Genomic DNA, 20,143 nt, shown 5'->3' on the forward strand with positions numbered 1-20,143 from the left:
TCTGAATTCACCTATATATACAGAGTCCTGAAGCATAGTGTTAATGCCATTCCCGTCGATATTCAAAGCCTGTGTGCTTGCTGGTAGCGTGCTGCTTCTTGGGGGCTGCCAACAGCCCTCAGATCCACAGATCCAGGTCGAACAGACTGAGGCGAAGCAAACGCAAAGTCCAGTCAGTGACTTTAGCCTCATGTGCCAGAATATTGAAAAAAATATGTCCCAGATTAATGACCAGCGCACGACGTTTGCGCTGGAGCAGATTAATCAGGATCTTAAAGTGTGCCTGCCGTTGATGGACTTGGCGGAGCAGAAGCAACTGATGCAGCGCTCTACCGAAATGTATCAGCGCTTTTTAAAGGTGGATCGCACCGAATTTCAGCAACGCGCCTTTGAGCAGTATGCACTGGAAATGGCGCAGCATCCCACCATTCAGCATGCGCATTTTCAACAGCTCACCTCACGTGACCAGTATCTGTTAAAACACAAGGGGCAGGCTTATGTAGAACTGCTGGATCTGGGGGATGGCACTTTACATTATCGCCGCAGTCCGGAATATCTGGCGCGTATTTTTGCCCCTTATTTACCGGCCGCTGAAAAAGCCTTTATTGAAAATCTGGCGGAACAGAATATGGAACCGGTGCTGGTGGAAAAACGCCTGCAGATTGAAGCCACTGATATTGCAGCCCGCAGTCTGCTTTGGGAAGACTATCTCAAGACTTATCCGAATAGCAGTTATAAACGCGATGCTGAATATCTGCTGAAGCAATATACCTATTTCCTGTTTAGAGGTACCGAGCAATCCCCGGTGTCGGAAGATTATCGCGATCGTTATGCTGTGGATACCAGTCATCTGGAAACTATTATTGGACTATCAAACGGCCAGAAATCAACGCTGTCCACACAGGCACGCCTGTTTCTGGAATTTCTGGACATGACTCCGGAACAGCGCCAACAAGTCTTGCCTGCCGATTATAGAAACCGCTCGGAAGCAGAACAGATTCTGTACTATGCCCAGATCAGCCCGCCCTCACAAAAATATGATAAAGACTGCTTTACCGATGCCATCTGTATCTAGTTGGGATCAGTTTCACCTTCAATCAATATCGCCATGTCTAAATCAATCCTCGTTTAAAGTTGAGCGATTTAGACCTGTTTATTCTGCCTAAACTGAGCTAAGCTTTAGCCTCGCTTGACGGAGCGCGAGTAATGCCTCGCTGAGATCATGTGATTCCTTTTATCGTTATCAGGAATTGAGCATGAGTACCGTTGAACCTGATCAGGTTAATACCTGCGTAGGAATCAAGCCAGCTAAAAACCCAGCCCTTGCTTTATCTGTTCAGGATAAATCTGCCTACGTTTTTGGTCGTGCTTGATTCGTTGATGTCATCATAAGGATCATAGCCATGAACCAGTTAACGAATCTTTCTTCTGAAACCACTCTCTCCGCTCATGAACAGGAAGCACGCGATTTAACGCGAATTCTGCCTGCCTCACGTAAAGTCTATCTGCAAGGCTCCCGTCCTGATATTCAGGTACCGATGCGGGAGATTTCCTTAAGTGAAACCCCGACCAGTCTGGGCGGTGAACATAATCCGCCATTAATGGTCTATGACACGTCTGGTGTTTATACTGACCCCGATGTGACGATTGACCTGAACAAAGGTCTGCCGAATATTCGTGAAAGCTGGATTGAGCAGCGCAACGATAGTGAAATTCTGGATCAGCTCAGTTCTGAATTTGGCCGCCAGCGTTTACGCGATATCCGTACCGCTGCGATCCGTTTCGCGCATATTCAAAAACCACGCAAAGCCAAATGCGGCCGCAACATCACCCAGATGCATTATGCCAAGCAAGGCATTATCACACCGGAAATGGAATACATTGCCATTCGTGAAAACCTACGTCAACTCGATGGTGTCGATATGCGCCAGCATCCGGGCCAGAATTTTGGTGCAAAAAACCTGACTGAAATTACGCCAGAATTTGTGCGTCAGGAAGTCGCCGCCGGCCGCGCGATTATTCCGGCCAATATCAATCATCCGGAACTGGAACCGATGATCATCGGGCGTAATTTTTTGGTCAAAATCAATGCCAATATTGGTAATTCTGCACTCGGTTCAAGTATCGAAGAAGAAGTCTCGAAAATGACCTGGGCGACGCGCTGGGGTGCAGACACAATCATGGACCTCTCGACCGGCCAGAATATTCATGAAACCCGTGAATGGATTATCCGCAACTCTCCTGTACCAATTGGAACCGTACCGATCTATCAGGCACTGGAAAAAGTCAATGGTGTGGCCGAAGACCTGACCTGGGAGATCTTTAAAGACACCCTGATTGAACAGGCTGAACAAGGTGTGGACTATTTCACCATTCATGCCGGCGTGCTTTTAAGATATGTACCGCTGACTGCCAACCGTTTGACCGGTATCGTATCGCGTGGCGGTTCGATCATGGCGCAGTGGTGTCTGGCACATCATCAGGAAAACTTCTTGTATACCCATTTCGATGAAATCTGCGAGATCATGAAAGCTTATGACGTATCGTTTAGTCTCGGCGATGGCCTACGTCCGGGCTGTGTGCAGGATGCCAATGACGAAGCGCAATTTGCCGAACTTCGAACTTTGGGCGAACTGACCCACCGTGCCTGGGAGCATGATGTTCAGGTGATGATTGAAGGCCCGGGCCATGTCCCGATGCATATGATCAAGGAAAATATGGATCTGCAACTGGAAGTCTGTAAAGAAGCACCCTTTTATACCTTGGGGCCACTCACCACCGATATCGCACCGGGTTATGACCATATTACTTCGGCAATAGGAGCCGCGATGATTGGCTGGTACGGCACCGCAATGCTGTGTTATGTGACGCCTAAAGAGCATCTCGGTTTACCCAATAAAAAGGATGTCAAAGACGGCATTATTACCTACAAGATTGCCGCACATGCAGCCGATCTGGCCAAAGGTCATCCGGGTGCGCAAGCCCGGGATAATGCCCTGTCCAAGGCGCGTTTTGAGTTCCGCTGGGAAGACCAGTTTAACTTGAGTCTGGATCCGGACACGGCGCGCAGCATGCATGATGAAACCATGCCGAAAGCCGCGCATAAATCCGCGCACTTTTGTTCCATGTGCGGACCAAAGTTCTGTTCAATGAAGATTAGCCAGAATGTTCGTGATTATGCCAGTCAACAGGCCAATCCTGATCAGCCGGCAAGCTCTCAGGCCGAAATTGAAGCCGGCATGAATCAGATGAAAGCCAGCTTCCACAACTCTGGTCAAAATTTATACCACAAACTATAAAACTGTAAAAAAAACAGTTGTCTTCAAAAAAAACTCAGATAGGATGAAAATAAATCAATTCATTCTATCTGAGCATATGAATATTATTAAACAGGCCTCTTATAATAAAAAAGACTTTAGCGTAGAGGCACGTGAGTTCTTGTACCAGGGATTTATTCAGGTAGAAAAAGTCAGCCTGAAACACCGTTTATTTAATCAGGAAAGCTCAACCCCTATTTTGCAACGTGAGCTGATTCATCGGCCAGAAGCAGCGGGTGTGCTGATGTACAATCATCAACAGCAGAAATTCGGCCTGATCGAACAGTTCCGGATTGGCGGACTGGATGATATCGACTCTCCTTGGCAACTCGAAGTAATTGCTGGCGTTCTGGATGGCGATGAAGCGCCTGAAACATGCATCCGTCGCGAAGCACTCGAAGAATCAGGCTGTACCCTGGATGAGCTGCAGCACATTTTCAGCTTCTATCCGTCCGCCGGGGCATGTTCCGAATTATTTCATTTATATGTGGCGCAGACCGAATTGCCTGAACAGGGCGGTATTTTTGGCATGCCGGATGAAGGTGAAAATATCCAGCTGCATATTCTGGATTATGCTGATATTCCGTCCTTGCTCACGAATGGTCGCTTAAGAAATGCACCTGTCATTATGGCCTTGCAATGGTTGCAACAACATATTCATACTGCAGGAATATGTCTAAGGGGAAAGACATGAGTTTTCAGCAGTCAAGCATAAACACACAGCCAGATTGGACCATTATCCAGATTTCTGATACCCATTTGATGGATCGGGAAGAGCTGGAATTTGCCCGGATGAATCCCGAGCAGAGTTTTCACGAGGTGATGCAGCAGATCCAACAGCGCTTTCCCCAAATGGATGCACTGATTCATACCGGTGATCTGGCACAGGTGCCGGTCGAGCAGACTTATCAACGCTATTTAGCATTTGTCCAGTCTTTAAACGTGCCGTATTATCAGATTCCAGGTAACCATGACGATTCTCGGGTGTTCCCTTTTCACCAGCATGCGAATCAGGTACATGCCATTCATTTTGGCACCTGGACCATGATCCTGTTAAATAGTGCCGTTCAAGGCAAGATCGATGGCTGGGTGGAACAAGCTCAACTCGATCAATTGGACCAATTATTGCTTGAATTTAAGCATCAGCATGTCATTGTCGCTTGCCATCATCATCCTTTTGCGATGAAATCGTACTGGATTGATCAGCACCGGCTGAAAAATGCTGAAGATTTAAAAGATGTACTGGCTCGGCATCATAATATCAAGCTGGTTCTGTTTGGTCATGTGCATCAGGATTCCTGCAACGAATGGCATGGCATCTACTTTTTATCCACGCCATCGACCAGTGTGCAGTTTAAACCTAAAAGTGAAGATTTCGCGCTAGATCAGGCGGCACCAGGTTATCGTGTATTACATTTGCAACAAAATGGTGAGTTTGATACCTATATTGAACGGGTGGCATTGAGCCAGCAAAATATTAATACCGAAATTTCAGGTTATTAACTTTTCAATTTGTTTTTTTTGCATTACTTTATTGCAACCAAAGGAAATGTGATATGCATAGTCCAGACATCAAAGACTATCAATAAGCATAAAAAGTCTATATGATGACGGCCCCCATAGGAGGATAATCTTTCTACAGGGTGGATAAAAAACTGCATATCACCATATTTTTTGCGTAGCAATCATACGCATAGATGAGGAATGCCCTAAATGGCGAATGACAACCAAAATCAAGTCTTAGACAATCAAACTGATGTTGTAGAAGAGAAAGCTGCAAAGCGCGTACGCAAATCTAAGCCTAAAACGACTGACGGTGGTTCTACTGCTAGCTTATTTGGTATTGAACCTTATCAACCTAAAAAAAATGAAGAATACATGTCTGAAGGTCAGCTTCAGCATTTCCGCCAAATCTTGCTGGCTTGGAAAGCTGAGTTGATGTCAGAAGTGGATCGTACCCTCAATACGATGCAAGACGAAAATACTGCTCTTCCAGATGTGAATGACCGTGCGACTCAGGAAGAAGAGTTTGCGATTGAGTTACGTACCCGTGACCGTGAACGTAAACTGATTCGTAAAATCGAACAGTCGATCGAAGCAATCCAGAATGATGACTATGGTTTCTGTGAAACTTGTGGTATCGAGATTGGCTTGCGTCGTTTAGAAGCACGTCCAACGGCTACTTTATGTATTGACTGCAAAACCCTTGCAGAGATCAAAGAGAAGCAAAATAACGGTTAAGTATGTCTGTAAATAATCCTCCCCTAACCCCTCCTTTAAAAAAGGAGGGGGACAACAGGATGGCTTATGTGGGCCGGTTCGCGCCATCGCCAACCGGCCCTTTGCATTTTGGCTCCCTCATTACCGCAGTTGCCAGTTACTGCGATGCCAAAGCCAATCAAGGCACATGGCTGGTCCGGATTGAAGACACCGATATTCCCCGCATTTATCCCGGCAGCGAAGAGCATATCCTGCGTGCCATGGATGCCTTTCAGCTTGAACCTGATGCCGAAATCATTTTCCAGAAAGACCGTTTAGATATTTACGAAGACGTCATCCAGCAATTACGTCAGCAAGACCTAGTCTATGCCTGTCAATGTACCCGTAAAATGCTCGGTTCCAACCATATCTATCAGGATACCTGCCGCAACTTGGGTCTGGCTTTTGAGCATCAGGCCATCCGTTTAAAAGTTGAAGATGTTGAAATCTGTTTTGAAGACCGGCTGCAAGGTCAGCACTGTTCAGAACTGAAAAAAGATCTGGGCGATTTTGTCTTAAAACGTCGTGACGGCATTATGAATTACCAGCTGGCTGTAGTAGTCGATGACTATCTGCAAGGTATGACTCATGCGGTACGTGGAGCTGATCTTTTAGATAATACCGAACGGCAAATCTATCTGGGACAGTTACTCGGTTATCCGCGTCTGAGCTATATGCATCTACCGCTGGCAATGAATGATCAGGGGCAAAAACTGTCAAAACAGAATCTGGCCCAAGCACTGGATTTAACTCAGGCACCGCAATTATTAAAACAGGCACTTCAGGCTTTGCATCAGGCTGAAGTTGATTTGGACACTCCCGATCGGATGCTGCAACAGGCGGTAGTACAATGGGACATTGAGCGGATTCCACATACAACTGAGCTACAAGGTCACTATTTATAAAAACAGCTTTTCACTTAAGCTAGACTTCTAGAATGAAAAATTGATAGGAAGAAGAGTATGTTTTTTATTTTTGGCGTCGCCCCTAAAACCAAAACCATTGAGAAAAGCCAGTTTCTGTGTCCGGTCTGCCGTACTCGTTCGGGCTATGAGCTAAAACAGCAGCGTAATTATTTTTCTTTATTTTTTATACCCTTGATTCCACTTTCCAAGCCTAAATCTGCTTTTGTGACCTGTTCCAATTGTGGAACCGCAATGCCGAGCACGGTACTGGACCATGCTCAGCCAGAGCCAGGACGAAACTCCAATCTAGAAGCTTGATTCTTCGCGGCTTGGATTGACCTGACGCGTGGTCGAATCAATTTTCAGAATCAGACTGATCATGACCGCACAGATAATCAGGGATGAACCGCCATAACTAATAAATGGCAAGGTCAAACCCTTGGTCGGCAACATGCCCATATTCATACCGGCATTCACCAGAATCTGTAACAGGAAAATGATACTGATGCCATAAGCCAGATAGCCGGCACGCAAATATTGATGCTGCAAGGCGCGGTGTCCAATGCGGATACAGCAAACCAGCATGGTGAAGGACAAGATCAGGATGGTTGAAATGCCTAAAAAGCCAAATTCTTCACCCAAAATTGCCAGCATGAAATCGGTATGCGCCTCAGGCAAATAAGACATTTTCTGGATACTATGCCCCAAGCCTACCCCTGCCCACTCCCCACGGCCAAAGGCCATAAGGGCATTAGAGAGCTGATAACCGGTGCCTAAGGGATCTTCCCAAGGATTCGAAAAAGACAGCAGACGTTGCAGACGATACGGTTCCAACAGAATCGCGGCAGCAAATGCGCCGACCAAGGTCATAAAAGCCACACCGAACTGAATCCACGGCGCACCCGCCAGAAAGAACACGCCAAGCATGGTTAAGGTAATTACCACGGTTGCACCCAAGTCAGGCTCGAGAATAATCAAACCGACGGTAGCACCCATGATGGCACTTAAACGGACCAGACCCTTGATATTATTCCGTACTTCTTCCGCACGGCGCACCACGTAGTCTGCAGTAAAAATTGCCATCATCACTTTGGCGACTTCCGAAGCCTGTAAGGTAAAGCCTGCGATCCGAATCCAGCGTTTGGAACCATTGACTTCCGTCCCGACAAATAGCACGGCCACCAAAAGTACGATGGTAATAATCCACAAAAAGAAAGTGTTATTAAACCAGACTTTTAAGGGGATTTTATAAGCCAGAAAAGCTGCTACGGCAGCGACAAAAATCGAAATCCCATGTCGGCTAATATAGTGAAACGGATTTTCATGCATACGTTCTGCATAGGGCATCGAGGCCGATGCCACCATGATCGAACCAATGCAGAGCAAAGCCAACACACAGAAAATCAATACATTCCGTGGATTCACTTCAGCAGGTATTCTAGGTATCCACTGCGTATAAAATTGATTTAATTTATTGATCGTAGTCTGAGCAAACCCAGCCATATCACGAATCCTTGTTATTCTTAATTGAGTTCATTCACATACGCAACAAACTTGCGACCACGCTCAGGATAACCCGAGAACATATCAAAACTTGCGCATGCAGGAGACAATAGCACGACATCATGTGCCTGAGTGTGCTTTTGGCAGATTTCTACCGCCTGCTGCAGGCTGTCCGCATGAATCAGTTCAGTCGTACCCGCAATCGCTGCTTCAATGACGGGACGATCTTCACCGATCAATACCGCTACTTTGGCATATTTAGCGAGTGATTCACGCAAAGCCTTAAAGTCCTGCCCTTTGCCCTGTCCACCGAGAATAATCGCAACCTTGCCACCTTGAGCTTCAATGGCCATGCCCAGACCATCTAGCGCCGCCAAGGTTGCGCCGATATTGGTACCTTTGGAGTCGTTATAATAGCGTACGCCCTGTACTTCTTTAACGAATTCACAGCGATGTTCCAGACCTTTAAACGTCTTTAAAGTATTCAGCATGCTTTCTAGTGGCAGACCTATCGCCTCACCCAGCGCCAGACAGGCCAAGGCATTGGCAACATTATGCGTGCCCTGCATATACATCTCGGTACTTTTCAGCAGACGCTCACGACCACGCGCCAGCCAGATACTGCCATCGGTATCCTTGAGAATACCGTACTGGTTCATATCTGGTGCATTCAGTCCGAAACTTTGCATCGGTGTTACGTCTGGTACCAACGGACGGGTCAAAGAGTCATCACGGTTATAGACGACTTTTTTCACACCTTGAAAAATCCGGTGTTTCGCCGTGTGATAACCCATCATATCGCCATGACGATCGAGATGATCTTCACTCATGTTCAACACCACCGCGACTTCAGCCGCCAGATTTGAAGTAGTTTCCAACTGAAAACTGGACAGCTCGAGTATATACAGCTCAGGATCATCTTTAGTCAGGTCTAGCGCAGGACGGCCTAAGTTACCACCGACAGCGACTTTTTTACCTGCATCCGCTGCCATCAGGCCAATCAAGGTCGTCACGGTGCTTTTGGCATTAGAACCGGTAATCGCCACAATAGGCTTATCCGTGGCACGGCGTAAAATCTGGATTTCACTGACTACCGGAATGCCCTTGTTAATCGCTGCCTGAATTTCAGGAAGTTTAGGGTCAAGCCCGGGGCTAATCACGATTTCTTCTGCAGAAAGTAACAGTTCGGCGTCAAACTGACCAAAACTGGTCTGAACCTCAGCGGGTATCTGGTCATGTCCGGGCGGGTTAGCTCTAGAATCTGTTACTGCAACGCGGTAGCCCTGACTATGCAAGAAATTGACTGCTGCAACACCTGATATTCCGAGTCCTGCAACGACTTTTAACCCACCACGTTGTATTAACATTTTCGCCCCATATTTTGGTCTATTTTGAAACTGACGAAATGGTAGCACTTTGCTGTTTTGAATGCCTTTTCTGATTGGCTTTTCTGCACATTTTTTTTGTGTCCATGCGTAAAAAAACCGTCATGATCATGACGGTTTTTAAAATTCAGCCAGAAAAGGAAATTATTTCCATTTCACCGCTTGTTGGGCTGGCTTTTCTTCTGAACTTTTTTCTGAAACCGGACAGGCACAGTTGCCACCACAGCCTGCCGCCACACCCGGTTGCAGCCATTTGGCCAGACGCTTCCAGCCCTTGGCTGCACAGGCATCAGACAGCTTCTGGAAGACTGAGTTAGAGGTGTTCGGAAACACCTTTTTGAATACTACCAGCATGCTCCAAAGCACCAGTGCTGTCACAATTAGAATTTCAATCATCTCAATCTCCCATACATATACAATGCAGCAAACTCAATTGGCCAAGGCCAATCTAAGATTTAGCCCAAATAATATGAAGCAATTTGATAAGTCAGGAATGACATGAAATATGCCAGACCAAACAGGTAAACCGTCATGATACTGACAGTTTTCCAGGAACCTGTTTCACGTTTAACCGTTGCCAGAGTCGCCAGACAATGTGGTGCATAAATAAACCACACCAGCAAAGACAAACCTGTCGCAACTGACCAGCCCAGATCACCTCCACCGCTAATTAGCGCAGCTAGACCTTCAGACATCGCATCTTCATCAACTGCCGACATCGCATAGACTGTGCCCAGTGCTGCAACGACCACTTCACGCGCTGCCATCGCCGGAATCAGGGCAATACAGATCTGCCAGTTAAAACCGAGGGGTGCAAAGATCGGTTGCATCAGATGACCGAGCATCCCTGCCAATGAATAATCAATGGCCGGCAGGGTTGCGCCTTCTGGTGGCTGCGGGAACGTACACAGGAACCACAGCACAATCGATAAGGCGAAGATGATGCCGCCGACACGTTTCAAGAAGATTTTGCCGCGATCCAATAAGCCGATCCAAACGTTCTTCAAGTCCGGAAAACGGTAGCTTGGCAGTTCCATCAACAGCATGTGCTGTGATTTATCTTTGTGGAAGAATTTCAACACAAAAGACACCAGCAAGGCACTTACGATACCTGCCATATAAAGACCGAAGAGCACCAGACCTTGCAGATTCAGGAAACCCCAGACAGTTTGTGCGGGTACAAATGCCGCAATTAGCAAGGCATAAACTGGCAAACGCGCCGAACAGGTCATTAAAGGTGCAACAAAAATCGTGGTTAAACGATCTCGTGGATCACTGATGGTCCGCGATGCCATGATGCCCGGAATGGCACAGGCAAAGCTGGACAATAACGGAATAAAGGCACGTCCTGATAAACCGGCTTTAAACATCAGCTTATCTAATAGGAAAGCAGCACGCGGTAAATAACCCGATTCTTCCAGTACCAGAATAAAGAAGAACAAAATCAGAATTTGTGGCAGGAATACGACTACTCCGCCTGCACCGGCAATAATCCCATCTACCACCAGACTATTCAGCAAGGGATGAGAAATATATTCGCCGAGGAACTCACCCAACCAGCCGAAGAAGGATTCAATCCCATCCATAAACGGCGCAGCCCAGGCAAATACCGCCTGGAAAATCACGAACATCATCACGGCCAGACTAATTAAGCCCAGTACCGGATGCAGAAAAATCTTGTCGAGGAAATCGGTACGTTTATCTTCCTGATCGACGAAATTGACCACGTCATTCAGAATGTTTTCCACGCGCTGGTGACTGTCACCTTTCAAGCCGCTGAGCTCAGTCTGTGGTACAGAATACTTGCCTTGATCCAACGCATTTTTCAGGTTTTCAATCCCTGAATTGCGCACAGCCACCGTTTCTACCACAGGTACGCCCAGTCGCTCAGACAGCTTCTGAGTATTGATCTGCATGCCACGACGGCGTGCTTCATCCATCATGTTCAGCACAACCAGCACCGGACGACCCAGCTGAATCATTTCCAGCACCAGACCCAAATGCAGTTTCAGATTGGTGGCATCTACCACACACAAAAATGCATCCTGCTCCTGCTCTTCCGCAATTTTACCTTGTACGACGTTGCGGGTAATCTCTTCATCCGGACTGGTCGCATCCAGACTATAAGTTCCCGGCAAATCCAGTACCCGTACCGCTTTGCCTGAGGCAAGCTGAAACGTACCGACTTTACGTTCAACCGTGACACCCGCATAGTTACCGACTTTTTGGCGTGTTCCGGTTAAGTGGTTGAATAATGAAGTTTTACCGCAGTTAGGGTTACCGACAAGGGCAATACGTAATGTATCACTCATGCCGACACCGCCTGTTCGATTTCAATTTTGGCTGCTTCTGATTTACGCAAAGCAAAACGTGTGAATCCAACTTGAATCAAAATGGGATCTCCACCAAAAATACCTTTAGTAATGACTTGTACCTTTGTACCTGGTACAAAGCCTAAAGTTTCCAAACGACTCGCAACGACATCGTGTAGAGCACTTTCACCATCAGCTGTTCGACTCACTTTTCGAATGATGGCAATTTGTTTTGCTTTTAAATCAGACAAACGCACCGTGAAATTCCTAAACTATTTTGTACAGTATACAAACAAATGAGAATAATTAACAAATAAGATTAATTACATTTCGATTTAGCCTTATACCACATCGACACTGTCATAAAATTAAACTACAGTGGAGAATACCAATCCCGATTATCGCTTTTTCAGATCAGATCCTTTCACCCTATGCTGAATAAAAAACCCCGTATTCCTGCCCCTGTCCAAATTCCTGATGCGTTCAGTTATTTGCAGGGTTTTCGTGATTATCTGATTGCACAAACGGTCAGCCCGCATACTCGAAATGCCTATTTGTCCGATCTGGTGCAATGTGCAGAATGCCTGAGCAAGCCTCTGCCGGAATTGAGTCATGATGATATTTCTGATGTACTGATTGCGCTGACCAAACAGCAAAAAAGTCCACGTTCGATTGCCCGCTGCCTATCTGCCTTGCGCTCATTTTATAAATTTCTGCGTGAGCAGAAACTTCGTAGTGACAATCCGGTGGCTGCACATAAAACCCCGAAACTGGGCCGGGCCTTACCCAAAGATCTCTCCGAAGCTGATGTCGAAGCCCTGATTCATGCTCCGGATATCAACACGGCATTAGGGCTGCGCGATCGCGCCATGTTTGAAGTGCTGTATGCCTGCGGACTCCGGGTGACCGAACTGATTAACTTGCGGCTGGAACTGATCAACTTAAAACAGGGCTATTTACGTATTGTGGGTAAAGGTAATAAAGAACGCCTGGTTCCGATGGGAAAAATGGCCTGTGAATGGGTGGGAAAATATCTGAATGAAGCCCGTCCGCAACTGTATAGGACTTCGACCGATTATCTGTTTTTGACCCAGCATGGCGGTATCATGAGCCGGCAGAATTTCTGGTATGCCATTAAGCGTTATGCGCTGCAGGCCGGAATCCAGTCCGAACTGTCACCGCATACCTTGCGCCATGCCTTTGCGACGCATTTACTCAATCATGGCGCAGACTTACGCGTGGTACAGATGCTGCTCGGGCATAGTGATCTGTCTACCACCCAAATTTATACCCATGTAGCACAAGTACGGATGCAACAGCTACACGCGACCCATCATCCACGAGCTTAAAACATATCCGGATGGAATAAACTGAGAAGTTTGACGTGTGGGTATTTTTTTTTGTTATGCTAATGCTCTGTTTTTAATCCAAGAAGAAAAGGGTTTTTTATGACATTTGCCCGCTCAAAAATTTTTATGGCTTGCATACTTGCTGCTGGTTTGGGTCTGACTGCGTGTTCCAATTCCACTAACAACGATAAAAAGCAAGAGTTGACTGCGAGCGCACCGGCGACGGGCGAAGCCTCTACCCTGACAGAACGCAATGCAGAACAGCGTCTGGCTTCTACGCTGGAAAAGCATTTCAAAACTGCTGGCATCAGTGCCAAAATTACCGACATTAAAGCCACTGAAGTGCCAAACCTGTACTGGGTGAGTCTGGAAGGCATGTCTGCGGTCTATGTCACCAGTGACGGTAAATACCTGATTCAGGGCGATGTGATCCGTCTCGGTGACAAACAGCTACACAATGTCAGCGAAAACCTGCAGGCAGGCATCAACAATAAACTCTTTGCTGAACTCAAGCCAGCAGACTTGCTGGTCTATCCAGCCAAAGGCAAAGCCAAGCATGTGGTCTATGTGTTTACCGATGTCAGCTGTCCGTATTGCCATAAATTCCATGAGCAAATGGATGAGATGAATGCCAAAGGCATTGAAGTGCGTTATATCGCCTGGCCGCGTGGTGAACAGCATATGCCGGCCATGGAAGCGATCTGGTGCAGTGCTGACCGCCGTAGTGCCTTTGACCAGGCGATTTCAGGCGCACAGATTAGTGCAGAGAAGTGTGAAAATCCTGTTCAAAATCAATATCAAATGGGTCTGAAGATGGGCGTGAATGGTACCCCTGCCATTTATAATTCAGCAGGTACTTATCTGGGTGGTTACCTGTCTACATCGGAATTATTGAATCGGCTTAAATAACTCATTTTAATACGTTATTTAACTTTAATTTATAGATAAAGATATTCTGAAAATGACCCTAGAGTCAGGCGGTTTTTTTAGCTATGATCTAGGTTCTTGTAAAAAGCTGTTTAATTTGGAGTGTGACGTGAAACCAGTTCGTCTGGCAATCCTCGGTCTTGGTACTGTAGGTGGTGGTGCCTTGAAACTATTAAAAGAAAATGCTGCTGAGATCAAACGTCGCACCGGTCGTGAAATTGAAATTACCCATGTAGGCACCCGTCGTCCACGTCCTGATCTGGATCTGCCAGAATCGGTCAAACAAAGTGCTGATTTGATGGACATCGTGCGTCAACCTGATGTAGACGTGGTGGTTGAAGTCATGGGCGGAATTCATCCTGCCTATGAAGTCATCATGGAAGCCATGAAACATGGCAAACATATTGTAACCGCCAACAAAGCACTCTTGGCTGAACACGGTAATGAACTGTTTAAAGCGGCTGAAGACAATGCCGTGCAAATTGCCTATGAAGCCGCAGTGGCTGGTGGCATTCCAATTATTAAAGTGATCCGTGAAGGTTTGGCAGCCAACAAGATTGAATGGCTGGCCGGTATTATTAACGGCACAGGTAACTTCATTCTTAGTGAAATGCGTGAAAAAGGCCGCGCTTTTGAAGATGTGCTGAAAGAAGCGCAAGAACTGGGTTATGCCGAAGCCGATCCGACCTTTGACGTGGAAGGCATTGACGCAGCACACAAGCTGACGATTCTGGCCTCATGTGCCTTTGGTATTCCACTTCAGTTTGACAAAGTCTTTACTGAAGGCATTGGCAAAGTCACGGCACAAGATGTGAAATATGCCGAAGACCTCGGTTTCCGGATTAAACATCTGGGCATTGCACGCCGTACTGATGCCGGGATTGAACTCCGTGTACACCCGACCCTGATTCCAGATGACCAGCTAATTGCCAATGTCAATGGTGTGAAAAATGCGGTTCTGGTACAAGCCAATGCGGTTGGCCCAACACTGTACTATGGTGCTGGCGCGGGTGCTGGACCAACAGCTTCTGCGGTGGTTGCCGATGTCGTCGATATTGTCCGCGACATCATTTACACAGAAGACGGTGCAGGCACCATTCCACAACTGGCTTTCGAAGCGCTCAGTGATTTACCGATCTTGAGTCGTGAACAAATGACTACCGGCTATTACATCCGTATTAATGCCGAAGATCAGATGGGCGTGCTTGCCGATGTCACCACGATTTTAAGCCGTGCCGGCATTAGTATTGATGCGATCATGCAGCAACCGCGTTTATCCAAAGACCTTATTCCTATCGTGATTCTGACTGATCCAGTCAAGGAATCAAAAATGGATGCAGCGCTTTCACAAATTCAAGCATTACCCGTCATTCATGGCGAAATTGTACGAATTCGTTTAGAATCGCTTGATAATTAATCGGGTTGAGGGGAGGATTCCCCTTGCCAAGCTCTACACACAATTGGAACATCATCATGTCGAATGCCAATCGTTATACTGGTTTAGTTGACCGCTATCGCGACCGTTTACCAGTGTCTGCAACTACTCGTGCGATCTCTTTGGGTGAAGGTAATACTCCACTGATCAAGCTTGAGAATATTCCACGCATTATTGGTAAAGATGTTGAAATTTATGTGAAGTACGAGGGCTTAAACCCGACTGGTTCATTTAAAGACCGCGGTATGACTATGGCGGTGACCAAAGCCGTTGAAGAAGGCTCTAAAGCCATCATCTGCGCATCTACTGGTAACACCTCTGCGGCGGCGGCGGCATATGCTGCGCGTGCTGGCATCAAAGCATTCGTGCTCATCCCTGAAGGCAAAATTGCCATGGGTAAAATGGCTCAAGCGATGATGTATGGTGCGATCACCATGCAAATTCGCGGTAACTTCGATGACGGTATGCGTCTGGTTAAAGAAGTTGCCGATCAAGCACCGGTAACGATTGTAAACTCAATCAACCCATACCGCCTGCAAGGTCAAAAAACCATTGCTTATGAAATCGTTGAAGCTTTAGGTCGTGCACCGGATTATCACTGCCTGCCAGTCGGTAACGCGGGTAACATCACTGCGCACTGGATGGGTTATACCGAAGCGGTGGCTAACCAGTCGAAAGAAGAATTTGAGCAAGTCGTTTACGATGCTGAAACTGATGCTTTCACTGGTCCTAAACCGGCAGGTTTGCCAATCATGGCAGGTTACCAAGCCTCTGGTGCTGCACCGTTCCTTCGTGGCGGTCCAGTAGAAAACCCGGAAACTGTTGCAACTGCGATTCGTATCGGCAATCCGCAAAGCTTCAATCATGCTAAAGCGGTTGTTCGTGATTCAAACGGCTGGTTTGATGAACTGACTGATGCGGAAATTCTTGAAGCTCAACGTCTGCTTTCTATGTATGAAGGTGTATTCGTAGAGCCTGCGTCTGCTGCGTCTGTCGGCGGTGCGATCCGTGATATTAAAGCGGGTAAAATTGCTGAAGGTTCAGTGATCGTATGTACCGTAACGGGTAACGGTCTGAAAGATCCAGACACTGCTATCAAGCAATGTGCTGATGCCGTGATGTTGTCGATTGATGCAACTATGAGTCAAGTTAAAGACTCTATTCTGTCGAATATGTAATTTCGGCCAGAATTAAAAAAACCCTGCACTTGCAGGGTTTTTTATGAACCAATCAATTAGATTCGTTTAGGTTGCTGGCTGACCCAACTCATTAAACGGGTCGCATCATTGGTACGCGCCTGTGAGCTGTTTGCGCCTAAAAGTACCACCGCCACCGGACGGTTATTCAGAGTCGTGTGCATCACCACACAGCGCCCTGCTTCATTAATAAAACCGGTTTTAGAAATATTGATATTCCAGCCGCCATTACGTACCAAGGCATTGGTATTATTCGATTTCAATACACGATAACCCAAGTTAAAGTCATAGCTTGGCGTGGTCGAGAACTGACGAATCAGGCCGTATTGAGAGGCAGTATTCACCAAAATCCCTAAGTCACGAGCTGATGCCACGTTGCCCGGATGCAAACCTGTCGACTCCATGAAGTGGGTAGAATTCATACCCAGCTCTTTGGCTTTGGCATTCATTTTGGCAATAAATGCTGATCGACCACCCGGATAGGTTCGTGCCAAAGCGGCAGCAGCCGGGTTCTCGGACTTCATCAGAGCAAATAATAAAGCTTCAGCACGGTTCATGCTGTCTCCTGCTCTTAGCGTCGAGCTTGAGCTTTTACAACCTGAACAGGAAAAATCAGCCTGTTGCAGGGTGATTTTTTCCGACATATTCAGACGTGCATCAGAAATCACCACCGCTGTCATCAGCTTAGTAATCGATGCAATCGGATAGGCAGTATTGGTATTTTTGCTAAACAGCACTTCACCGGTTTGTGCATCCATGACCAGTGCAGCCCGTGCATTGACAGAAGGTTGATTACTAAAATGATTCGTATCAATAATCTGTGGCGCAGTATAAGCAGGTTTGGCTGTTGTTGGCGCTGCTGTGCCGGCCTGACGCAAAGTGGTAGTCACTGTGGCTGAACCGGGTGGCGACGGCTCATTGGCAGAGGCATTAAAATCATCGCTCATTAACTGGTTAACTTCTTCAGAAGACCAACTAATGCTGGAACCGCCCTCTGCCGTGCCAGAATTCATAATGATTTCAGCAAAACTTGTCGTGCTCATGCTGATTAACACGGACAGGCCGAGTAGATGCCTTAAAGACTTGTTTATTTTCTTCACTATTCCTTCACTCAACTAACAGAGGTAAGATTGATTTGCGTATTACCTCTAATATGCCTTACATTTAAACACAATGCCGAACATTTTTTGTTCTTGACACTGTGTGATAAGTTTCAGATTTAATCTTGCGAATAGGATTGCTAATTTTGTACTTTCATTGCAAGCTTATTTTGCTTTATGTAACAAAAAAATGATTTTTTTAACAGAGGGAGAGCGTAGGTGATCACAGTTTTAGTTGTGGACGACCATGAATTAGTTCGTACTGGAATTTGCAGAATGCTAGAAGACCATGCGGAGGTTCAGGTAATTGGACAAGCTGAATCTGGTGAAGAAGCGATCTCTCTAGTTCGTCAACATCATCCTGATGTAGTTTTGTTAGATGTGAATATGCCGGGCATTGGTGGCGTAGAAACCACGCGCCGTCTACTTCAGAGTGCGCCGGAAACCAAAGTTTTGGCGGTTAGCGGTTTAGCAGAAGAGCCTTATCCATCCCTGTTATTGAAAGCCGGTGCCAAAGGTTATATCACCAAAGGGGCCCCGATTTCGGAAATGGTCCGTGCGATTAACAAAGTCATGCAAGGCGGCAAATATTTCAGTGCAGACATTGCGGAACAGTTAGCAAGCTCTTACCTTTCTGATACACAACAATCGCCTTTTGATGCATTGTCAGAACGTGAAATGCAAGTCGCGATGATGGTCGTGAATTGTATCAGCGCCCAGGAAATTGCCGACAAGCTCTTTGTGAGTGTTAAAACCGTGAATACTTATCGTTACCGTATTTTTGAAAAACTGAATATCGATAGCGATGTTAAACTGACTCATCTGGCCATGCGCTATGGACTCATTAAACCTTAGCTTTTAACGAGTTCCGGTGCATATGGCACAAAAATCCAGTTATTCTGCGCTCAATCAATATCATCTCGGTATCTGGTATAGCGCTTATCGCTTGCTGATCAGCACCGGCCTACTGCTGATTTTTCTGCTGACCTACCCCGAACTCACCACCGATTATCAATACCCGCAGCTGTATTATTATGCACTGGGAATCGGGGTTGCGATCAATACCGTACAGCTGTTTGCGCTGAAATGGATCAGACGACTGATCTAGCCGCAGCTGATTATGATTTTCTTTAGCGATGTCTGCGTTTTAAGTTTGCTGACTTTGGCGAGCGACGGTCCTAATCTGCAAATTGGGCTGCTGTTTGTGATTACTATCTTTTCTGCATCTTTATTATTAGATGCAAAAAAGGCCTTGGTCGTCACCCTCATTGCAGTCATTAGTGTTATTTATCAGCATTTTATCGGCAGTATTTTTGCGTTTTCTTCACTCAGCAATATCAGTAATAGCGCCCTGCTGGCCTTTTTGTTTTTTGTGGTTTATGGCACTGGACAAATTGCCGTGCGCCGTTTTCAGATTCTGGAAAATTTGAATTTTTCTCAATCGCTGGAACTGCATCGCTTACAGAATATTAACCGCTATATTCTGGAACAGATTGAAACCGGTTATCTGGTACTGGATGAAAACTACCATGTGGTACTCAGTAATCCCGCTGCCTGTAATCTTTTGGGAATTGAGTCCAAATACGGTCATGAGAAATTCACCTTATCTCAGTCACAGCCAGATTTATTTGAACTGATCCATTTTGAAACCCTGGAAAATGGTGAGCGCTTTCAGTTTGAATCCCAGCAAAGTCGCTATAATATTCATGTGCAGGTACAAAAGCTGATTGTGCCGCATCAGACTCTAATGCTACTGGTGTTACAGGATGCCAAAAAATTAAATCAGCAGGTGCAGCAACTCAAACTTGCTGCTCTGGGTCAGCTATCAGCCAGTATTGCTCATGAAATTCGCAATCCCTTGGCGGCCATTGTGCAGGCCAATGATTTATATCTGGATTCAGAAACTGAACAGCAACAGCTACTCCAGCAAATGATTGGCCGACAGGCGATCCGGATTGACCGAATTATTCAGGACACGCTAAATATGGTCAAAAATAAAGAAACCCATCCGGTGCCGATTCATCTCAATGAATTTATCCCGTTATTTATCCAGGAAGATTTGGCCGATATTCGCGATCAGATTCAATTTAATATTGATATCCCTTTGGTGATTCAGTTTGATGAAGCACAGTTCCGGCAAATCCTGATTAATCTGATTCGTAATGCGATTCGTCACAATTCAGCCGATGCTGCTTATATTCAGCTGAATGTGCATCCCTATGAACATCGGGTCTGGATTGACGTACGGGATTTTGGCTCTGGCGTAGCCGTACATGACCAAGCTCTATTGTTTAAACCCTTTTTTAGCACATCGATTAGTGGTACCGGATTAGGATTGTATTTATCACATAGTTTTTGCGAAGCAAATCAGGCACAATTAAACTATATACAACAAGAACAGGGCGCATGCTTTCGCATCAGCTGTCAACGTATTACGCTTTAAAGGGGTCAAGGA

General features: G+C 46.2%; 18 protein-coding genes, 1 pseudogene and 1 riboswitch. Of the genes and pseudogenes, 13 read left to right on the plus strand and 6 right to left on the minus strand.

The features are described 5' to 3' along the window. The first annotated feature begins 43 nt into the window (after positions 1 to 43). The 7 genes from WFH18_RS02740 (at position 44) to WFH18_RS02770 (ending at position 6,799) form a co-directional block, all read left to right on the plus strand. Positions 44 to 1,075, plus strand: a complete 1,032-nt coding sequence (locus WFH18_RS02740; protein WP_004644924.1) for a hypothetical protein — start codon at positions 44 to 46, stop codon at positions 1,073 to 1,075. Between the two features lie 108 nt (positions 1,076 to 1,183). Next, a riboswitch (TPP riboswitch) is annotated at positions 1,184 to 1,316 on the plus strand. An 87-nt stretch (positions 1,317 to 1,403) separates the two neighbouring features. Beyond that, a complete protein-coding gene (gene thiC / locus WFH18_RS02745) occupies positions 1,404 to 3,299 on the plus strand; it encodes a phosphomethylpyrimidine synthase ThiC (protein WP_004281076.1) in 1,896 nt (631 codons plus the stop codon). A 76-nt stretch (positions 3,300 to 3,375) separates the two neighbouring features. Then, positions 3,376 to 4,011: an NUDIX domain-containing protein gene (locus WFH18_RS02750; RefSeq protein ID WP_004281075.1), complete on the plus strand. Its 636-nt coding sequence runs from the start codon at positions 3,376 to 3,378 to the stop codon at positions 4,009 to 4,011. Next, positions 4,008 to 4,820, plus strand: a complete 813-nt coding sequence (locus tag WFH18_RS02755; protein ID WP_004281073.1) for a metallophosphoesterase — start codon at positions 4,008 to 4,010, stop codon at positions 4,818 to 4,820. The genes WFH18_RS02750 and WFH18_RS02755 overlap by 4 nt, the downstream gene beginning before the upstream one ends. Before the next feature lie 210 nt (positions 4,821 to 5,030). Then, positions 5,031 to 5,558: an RNA polymerase-binding protein DksA gene (gene dksA / locus WFH18_RS02760; RefSeq protein ID WP_004281072.1), complete on the plus strand. Its 528-nt coding sequence runs from the start codon at positions 5,031 to 5,033 to the stop codon at positions 5,556 to 5,558. 2 nt (positions 5,559 to 5,560) lie between these two features. Next, positions 5,561 to 6,481, plus strand: a complete 921-nt coding sequence (gene gluQRS / locus WFH18_RS02765; RefSeq protein ID WP_004281071.1) for a tRNA glutamyl-Q(34) synthetase GluQRS — start codon at positions 5,561 to 5,563, stop codon at positions 6,479 to 6,481. A gap of 57 nt (positions 6,482 to 6,538) precedes the next feature. After that, positions 6,539 to 6,799: a zinc ribbon domain-containing protein gene (locus tag WFH18_RS02770; RefSeq protein ID WP_005265504.1), complete on the plus strand. Its 261-nt coding sequence runs from the start codon at positions 6,539 to 6,541 to the stop codon at positions 6,797 to 6,799. Here the strand turns inward: WFH18_RS02770 and ftsW are convergent. The 5 genes from ftsW to WFH18_RS02795 all read right to left on the minus strand — a co-directional run bounded on the left by ftsW (position 6,788) and on the right by WFH18_RS02795 (position 11,938). Then, positions 6,788 to 7,984, minus strand: a complete 1,197-nt coding sequence (ftsW, locus tag WFH18_RS02775) for a putative lipid II flippase FtsW (RefSeq protein ID WP_004281069.1) — start codon at positions 7,982 to 7,984, stop codon at positions 6,788 to 6,790. The two genes, WFH18_RS02770 and ftsW, sit on opposite strands and share 12 nt — an antisense overlap. A gap of 20 nt (positions 7,985 to 8,004) precedes the next feature. After that, a complete protein-coding gene (murD, locus tag WFH18_RS02780) occupies positions 8,005 to 9,351 on the minus strand; it encodes a UDP-N-acetylmuramoyl-L-alanine--D-glutamate ligase (RefSeq protein ID WP_005265503.1) in 1,347 nt (448 codons plus the stop codon). Between the two features lie 162 nt (positions 9,352 to 9,513). Next, positions 9,514 to 9,765: a DUF6587 family protein gene (locus tag WFH18_RS02785; protein ID WP_005265502.1), complete on the minus strand. Its 252-nt coding sequence runs from the start codon at positions 9,763 to 9,765 to the stop codon at positions 9,514 to 9,516. A gap of 59 nt (positions 9,766 to 9,824) precedes the next feature. Then, positions 9,825 to 11,681 carry a ferrous iron transporter B gene (feoB, locus tag WFH18_RS02790; protein WP_155861578.1) on the minus strand — a complete coding sequence of 619 codons (1,857 nt, stop codon included), beginning with the start codon at positions 11,679 to 11,681 and terminating at the stop codon, positions 9,825 to 9,827. Beyond that, on the minus strand, positions 11,678 to 11,938 hold the full coding sequence (locus WFH18_RS02795) for a FeoA family protein (RefSeq protein ID WP_005101473.1): 261 nt from the start codon (positions 11,936 to 11,938) through the stop codon (positions 11,678 to 11,680). The genes feoB and WFH18_RS02795 overlap by 4 nt, the downstream gene beginning before the upstream one ends. 174 nt (positions 11,939 to 12,112) lie before the next feature. Between WFH18_RS02795 and xerD the strand changes: the two genes are divergently transcribed. The 4 genes from xerD (at position 12,113) to thrC (ending at position 16,570) form a co-directional block, all read left to right on the plus strand. Next, a complete protein-coding gene (gene xerD / locus WFH18_RS02800) occupies positions 12,113 to 13,030 on the plus strand; it encodes a site-specific tyrosine recombinase XerD (protein ID WP_155861579.1) in 918 nt (305 codons plus the stop codon). A gap of 99 nt (positions 13,031 to 13,129) precedes the next feature. Then, entirely contained in the window at positions 13,130 to 13,939 is an 810-nt protein-coding gene (locus WFH18_RS02805) for a DsbC family protein (RefSeq protein WP_155861580.1), read from the plus strand. A 127-nt stretch (positions 13,940 to 14,066) separates the two neighbouring features. Beyond that, on the plus strand, positions 14,067 to 15,374 hold the full coding sequence (locus WFH18_RS02810; RefSeq protein WP_005263945.1) for a homoserine dehydrogenase: 1,308 nt from the start codon (positions 14,067 to 14,069) through the stop codon (positions 15,372 to 15,374). 56 nt (positions 15,375 to 15,430) lie between these two features. After that, positions 15,431 to 16,570, plus strand: coding sequence for a threonine synthase (thrC, locus tag WFH18_RS02815; RefSeq protein WP_004281061.1), 1,140 nt, complete (start codon positions 15,431 to 15,433; stop codon positions 16,568 to 16,570). A gap of 56 nt (positions 16,571 to 16,626) precedes the next feature. Here thrC and WFH18_RS02820 read toward each other — a convergent pair whose 3' ends face one another. Continuing rightward, positions 16,627 to 17,688, minus strand: coding sequence for a serine hydrolase (locus tag WFH18_RS02820; protein WP_138743173.1), 1,062 nt, complete (start codon positions 17,686 to 17,688; stop codon positions 16,627 to 16,629). Positions 17,689 to 17,907: 219 nt separating this feature from the next. On the opposite strand from WFH18_RS02820, the gene gacA reads away from it, so the two are divergent. After that, complete coding sequence (gene gacA, locus WFH18_RS02825) at positions 17,908 to 18,543, plus strand: response regulator transcription factor GacA (RefSeq protein ID WP_004281059.1); 636 nt, start codon at positions 17,908 to 17,910, stop codon at positions 18,541 to 18,543. 22 nt (positions 18,544 to 18,565) lie between these two features. Next, positions 18,566 to 20,131 (plus strand): annotated as a pseudogene (locus WFH18_RS02830) (sensor histidine kinase). Positions 20,132 to 20,143: the final 12 nt, after the last annotated feature.

This window comes from Acinetobacter sp. USHLN143, assembly GCF_037145695.1.
Classification (GTDB): Bacteria; Pseudomonadota; Gammaproteobacteria; order Pseudomonadales; family Moraxellaceae; genus Acinetobacter; species Acinetobacter fasciculus.

Bases quoted from the DNA above. Each gene is read 5' to 3' on its own strand.
- WFH18_RS02770 (WP_005265504.1), top strand. From the start codon at position 6,539: ATGTTTTTTATTTTTGGCGTCGCCCCTAAAACCAAAACCATTGAGAAA.
- thiC (WP_004281076.1), top strand. From the start codon at position 1,404: ATGAACCAGTTAACGAATCTTTCTTCTGAAACCACTCTCTCCGCTCAT.
- WFH18_RS02805 (WP_155861580.1), top strand. From the start codon at position 13,130: ATGACATTTGCCCGCTCAAAAATTTTTATGGCTTGCATACTTGCTGCT.
- WFH18_RS02740 (WP_004644924.1), top strand. From the start codon at position 44: ATGCCATTCCCGTCGATATTCAAAGCCTGTGTGCTTGCTGGTAGCGTG.
- WFH18_RS02785 (WP_005265502.1), bottom strand. From the start codon at position 9,765: ATGATTGAAATTCTAATTGTGACAGCACTGGTGCTTTGGAGCATGCTG.
- gluQRS (WP_004281071.1), top strand. From the start codon at position 5,561: ATGTCTGTAAATAATCCTCCCCTAACCCCTCCTTTAAAAAAGGAGGGG.
- xerD (WP_155861579.1), top strand. From the start codon at position 12,113: ATGCTGAATAAAAAACCCCGTATTCCTGCCCCTGTCCAAATTCCTGAT.
- murD (WP_005265503.1), bottom strand. From the start codon at position 9,351: ATGTTAATACAACGTGGTGGGTTAAAAGTCGTTGCAGGACTCGGAATA.
- thrC (WP_004281061.1), top strand. From the start codon at position 15,431: ATGTCGAATGCCAATCGTTATACTGGTTTAGTTGACCGCTATCGCGAC.
- WFH18_RS02755 (WP_004281073.1), top strand. From the start codon at position 4,008: ATGAGTTTTCAGCAGTCAAGCATAAACACACAGCCAGATTGGACCATT.
- WFH18_RS02750 (WP_004281075.1), top strand. From the start codon at position 3,376: ATGAATATTATTAAACAGGCCTCTTATAATAAAAAAGACTTTAGCGTA.
- ftsW (WP_004281069.1), bottom strand. From the start codon at position 7,984: ATGGCTGGGTTTGCTCAGACTACGATCAATAAATTAAATCAATTTTAT.
- feoB (WP_155861578.1), bottom strand. From the start codon at position 11,681: ATGAGTGATACATTACGTATTGCCCTTGTCGGTAACCCTAACTGCGGT.
- dksA (WP_004281072.1), top strand. From the start codon at position 5,031: ATGGCGAATGACAACCAAAATCAAGTCTTAGACAATCAAACTGATGTT.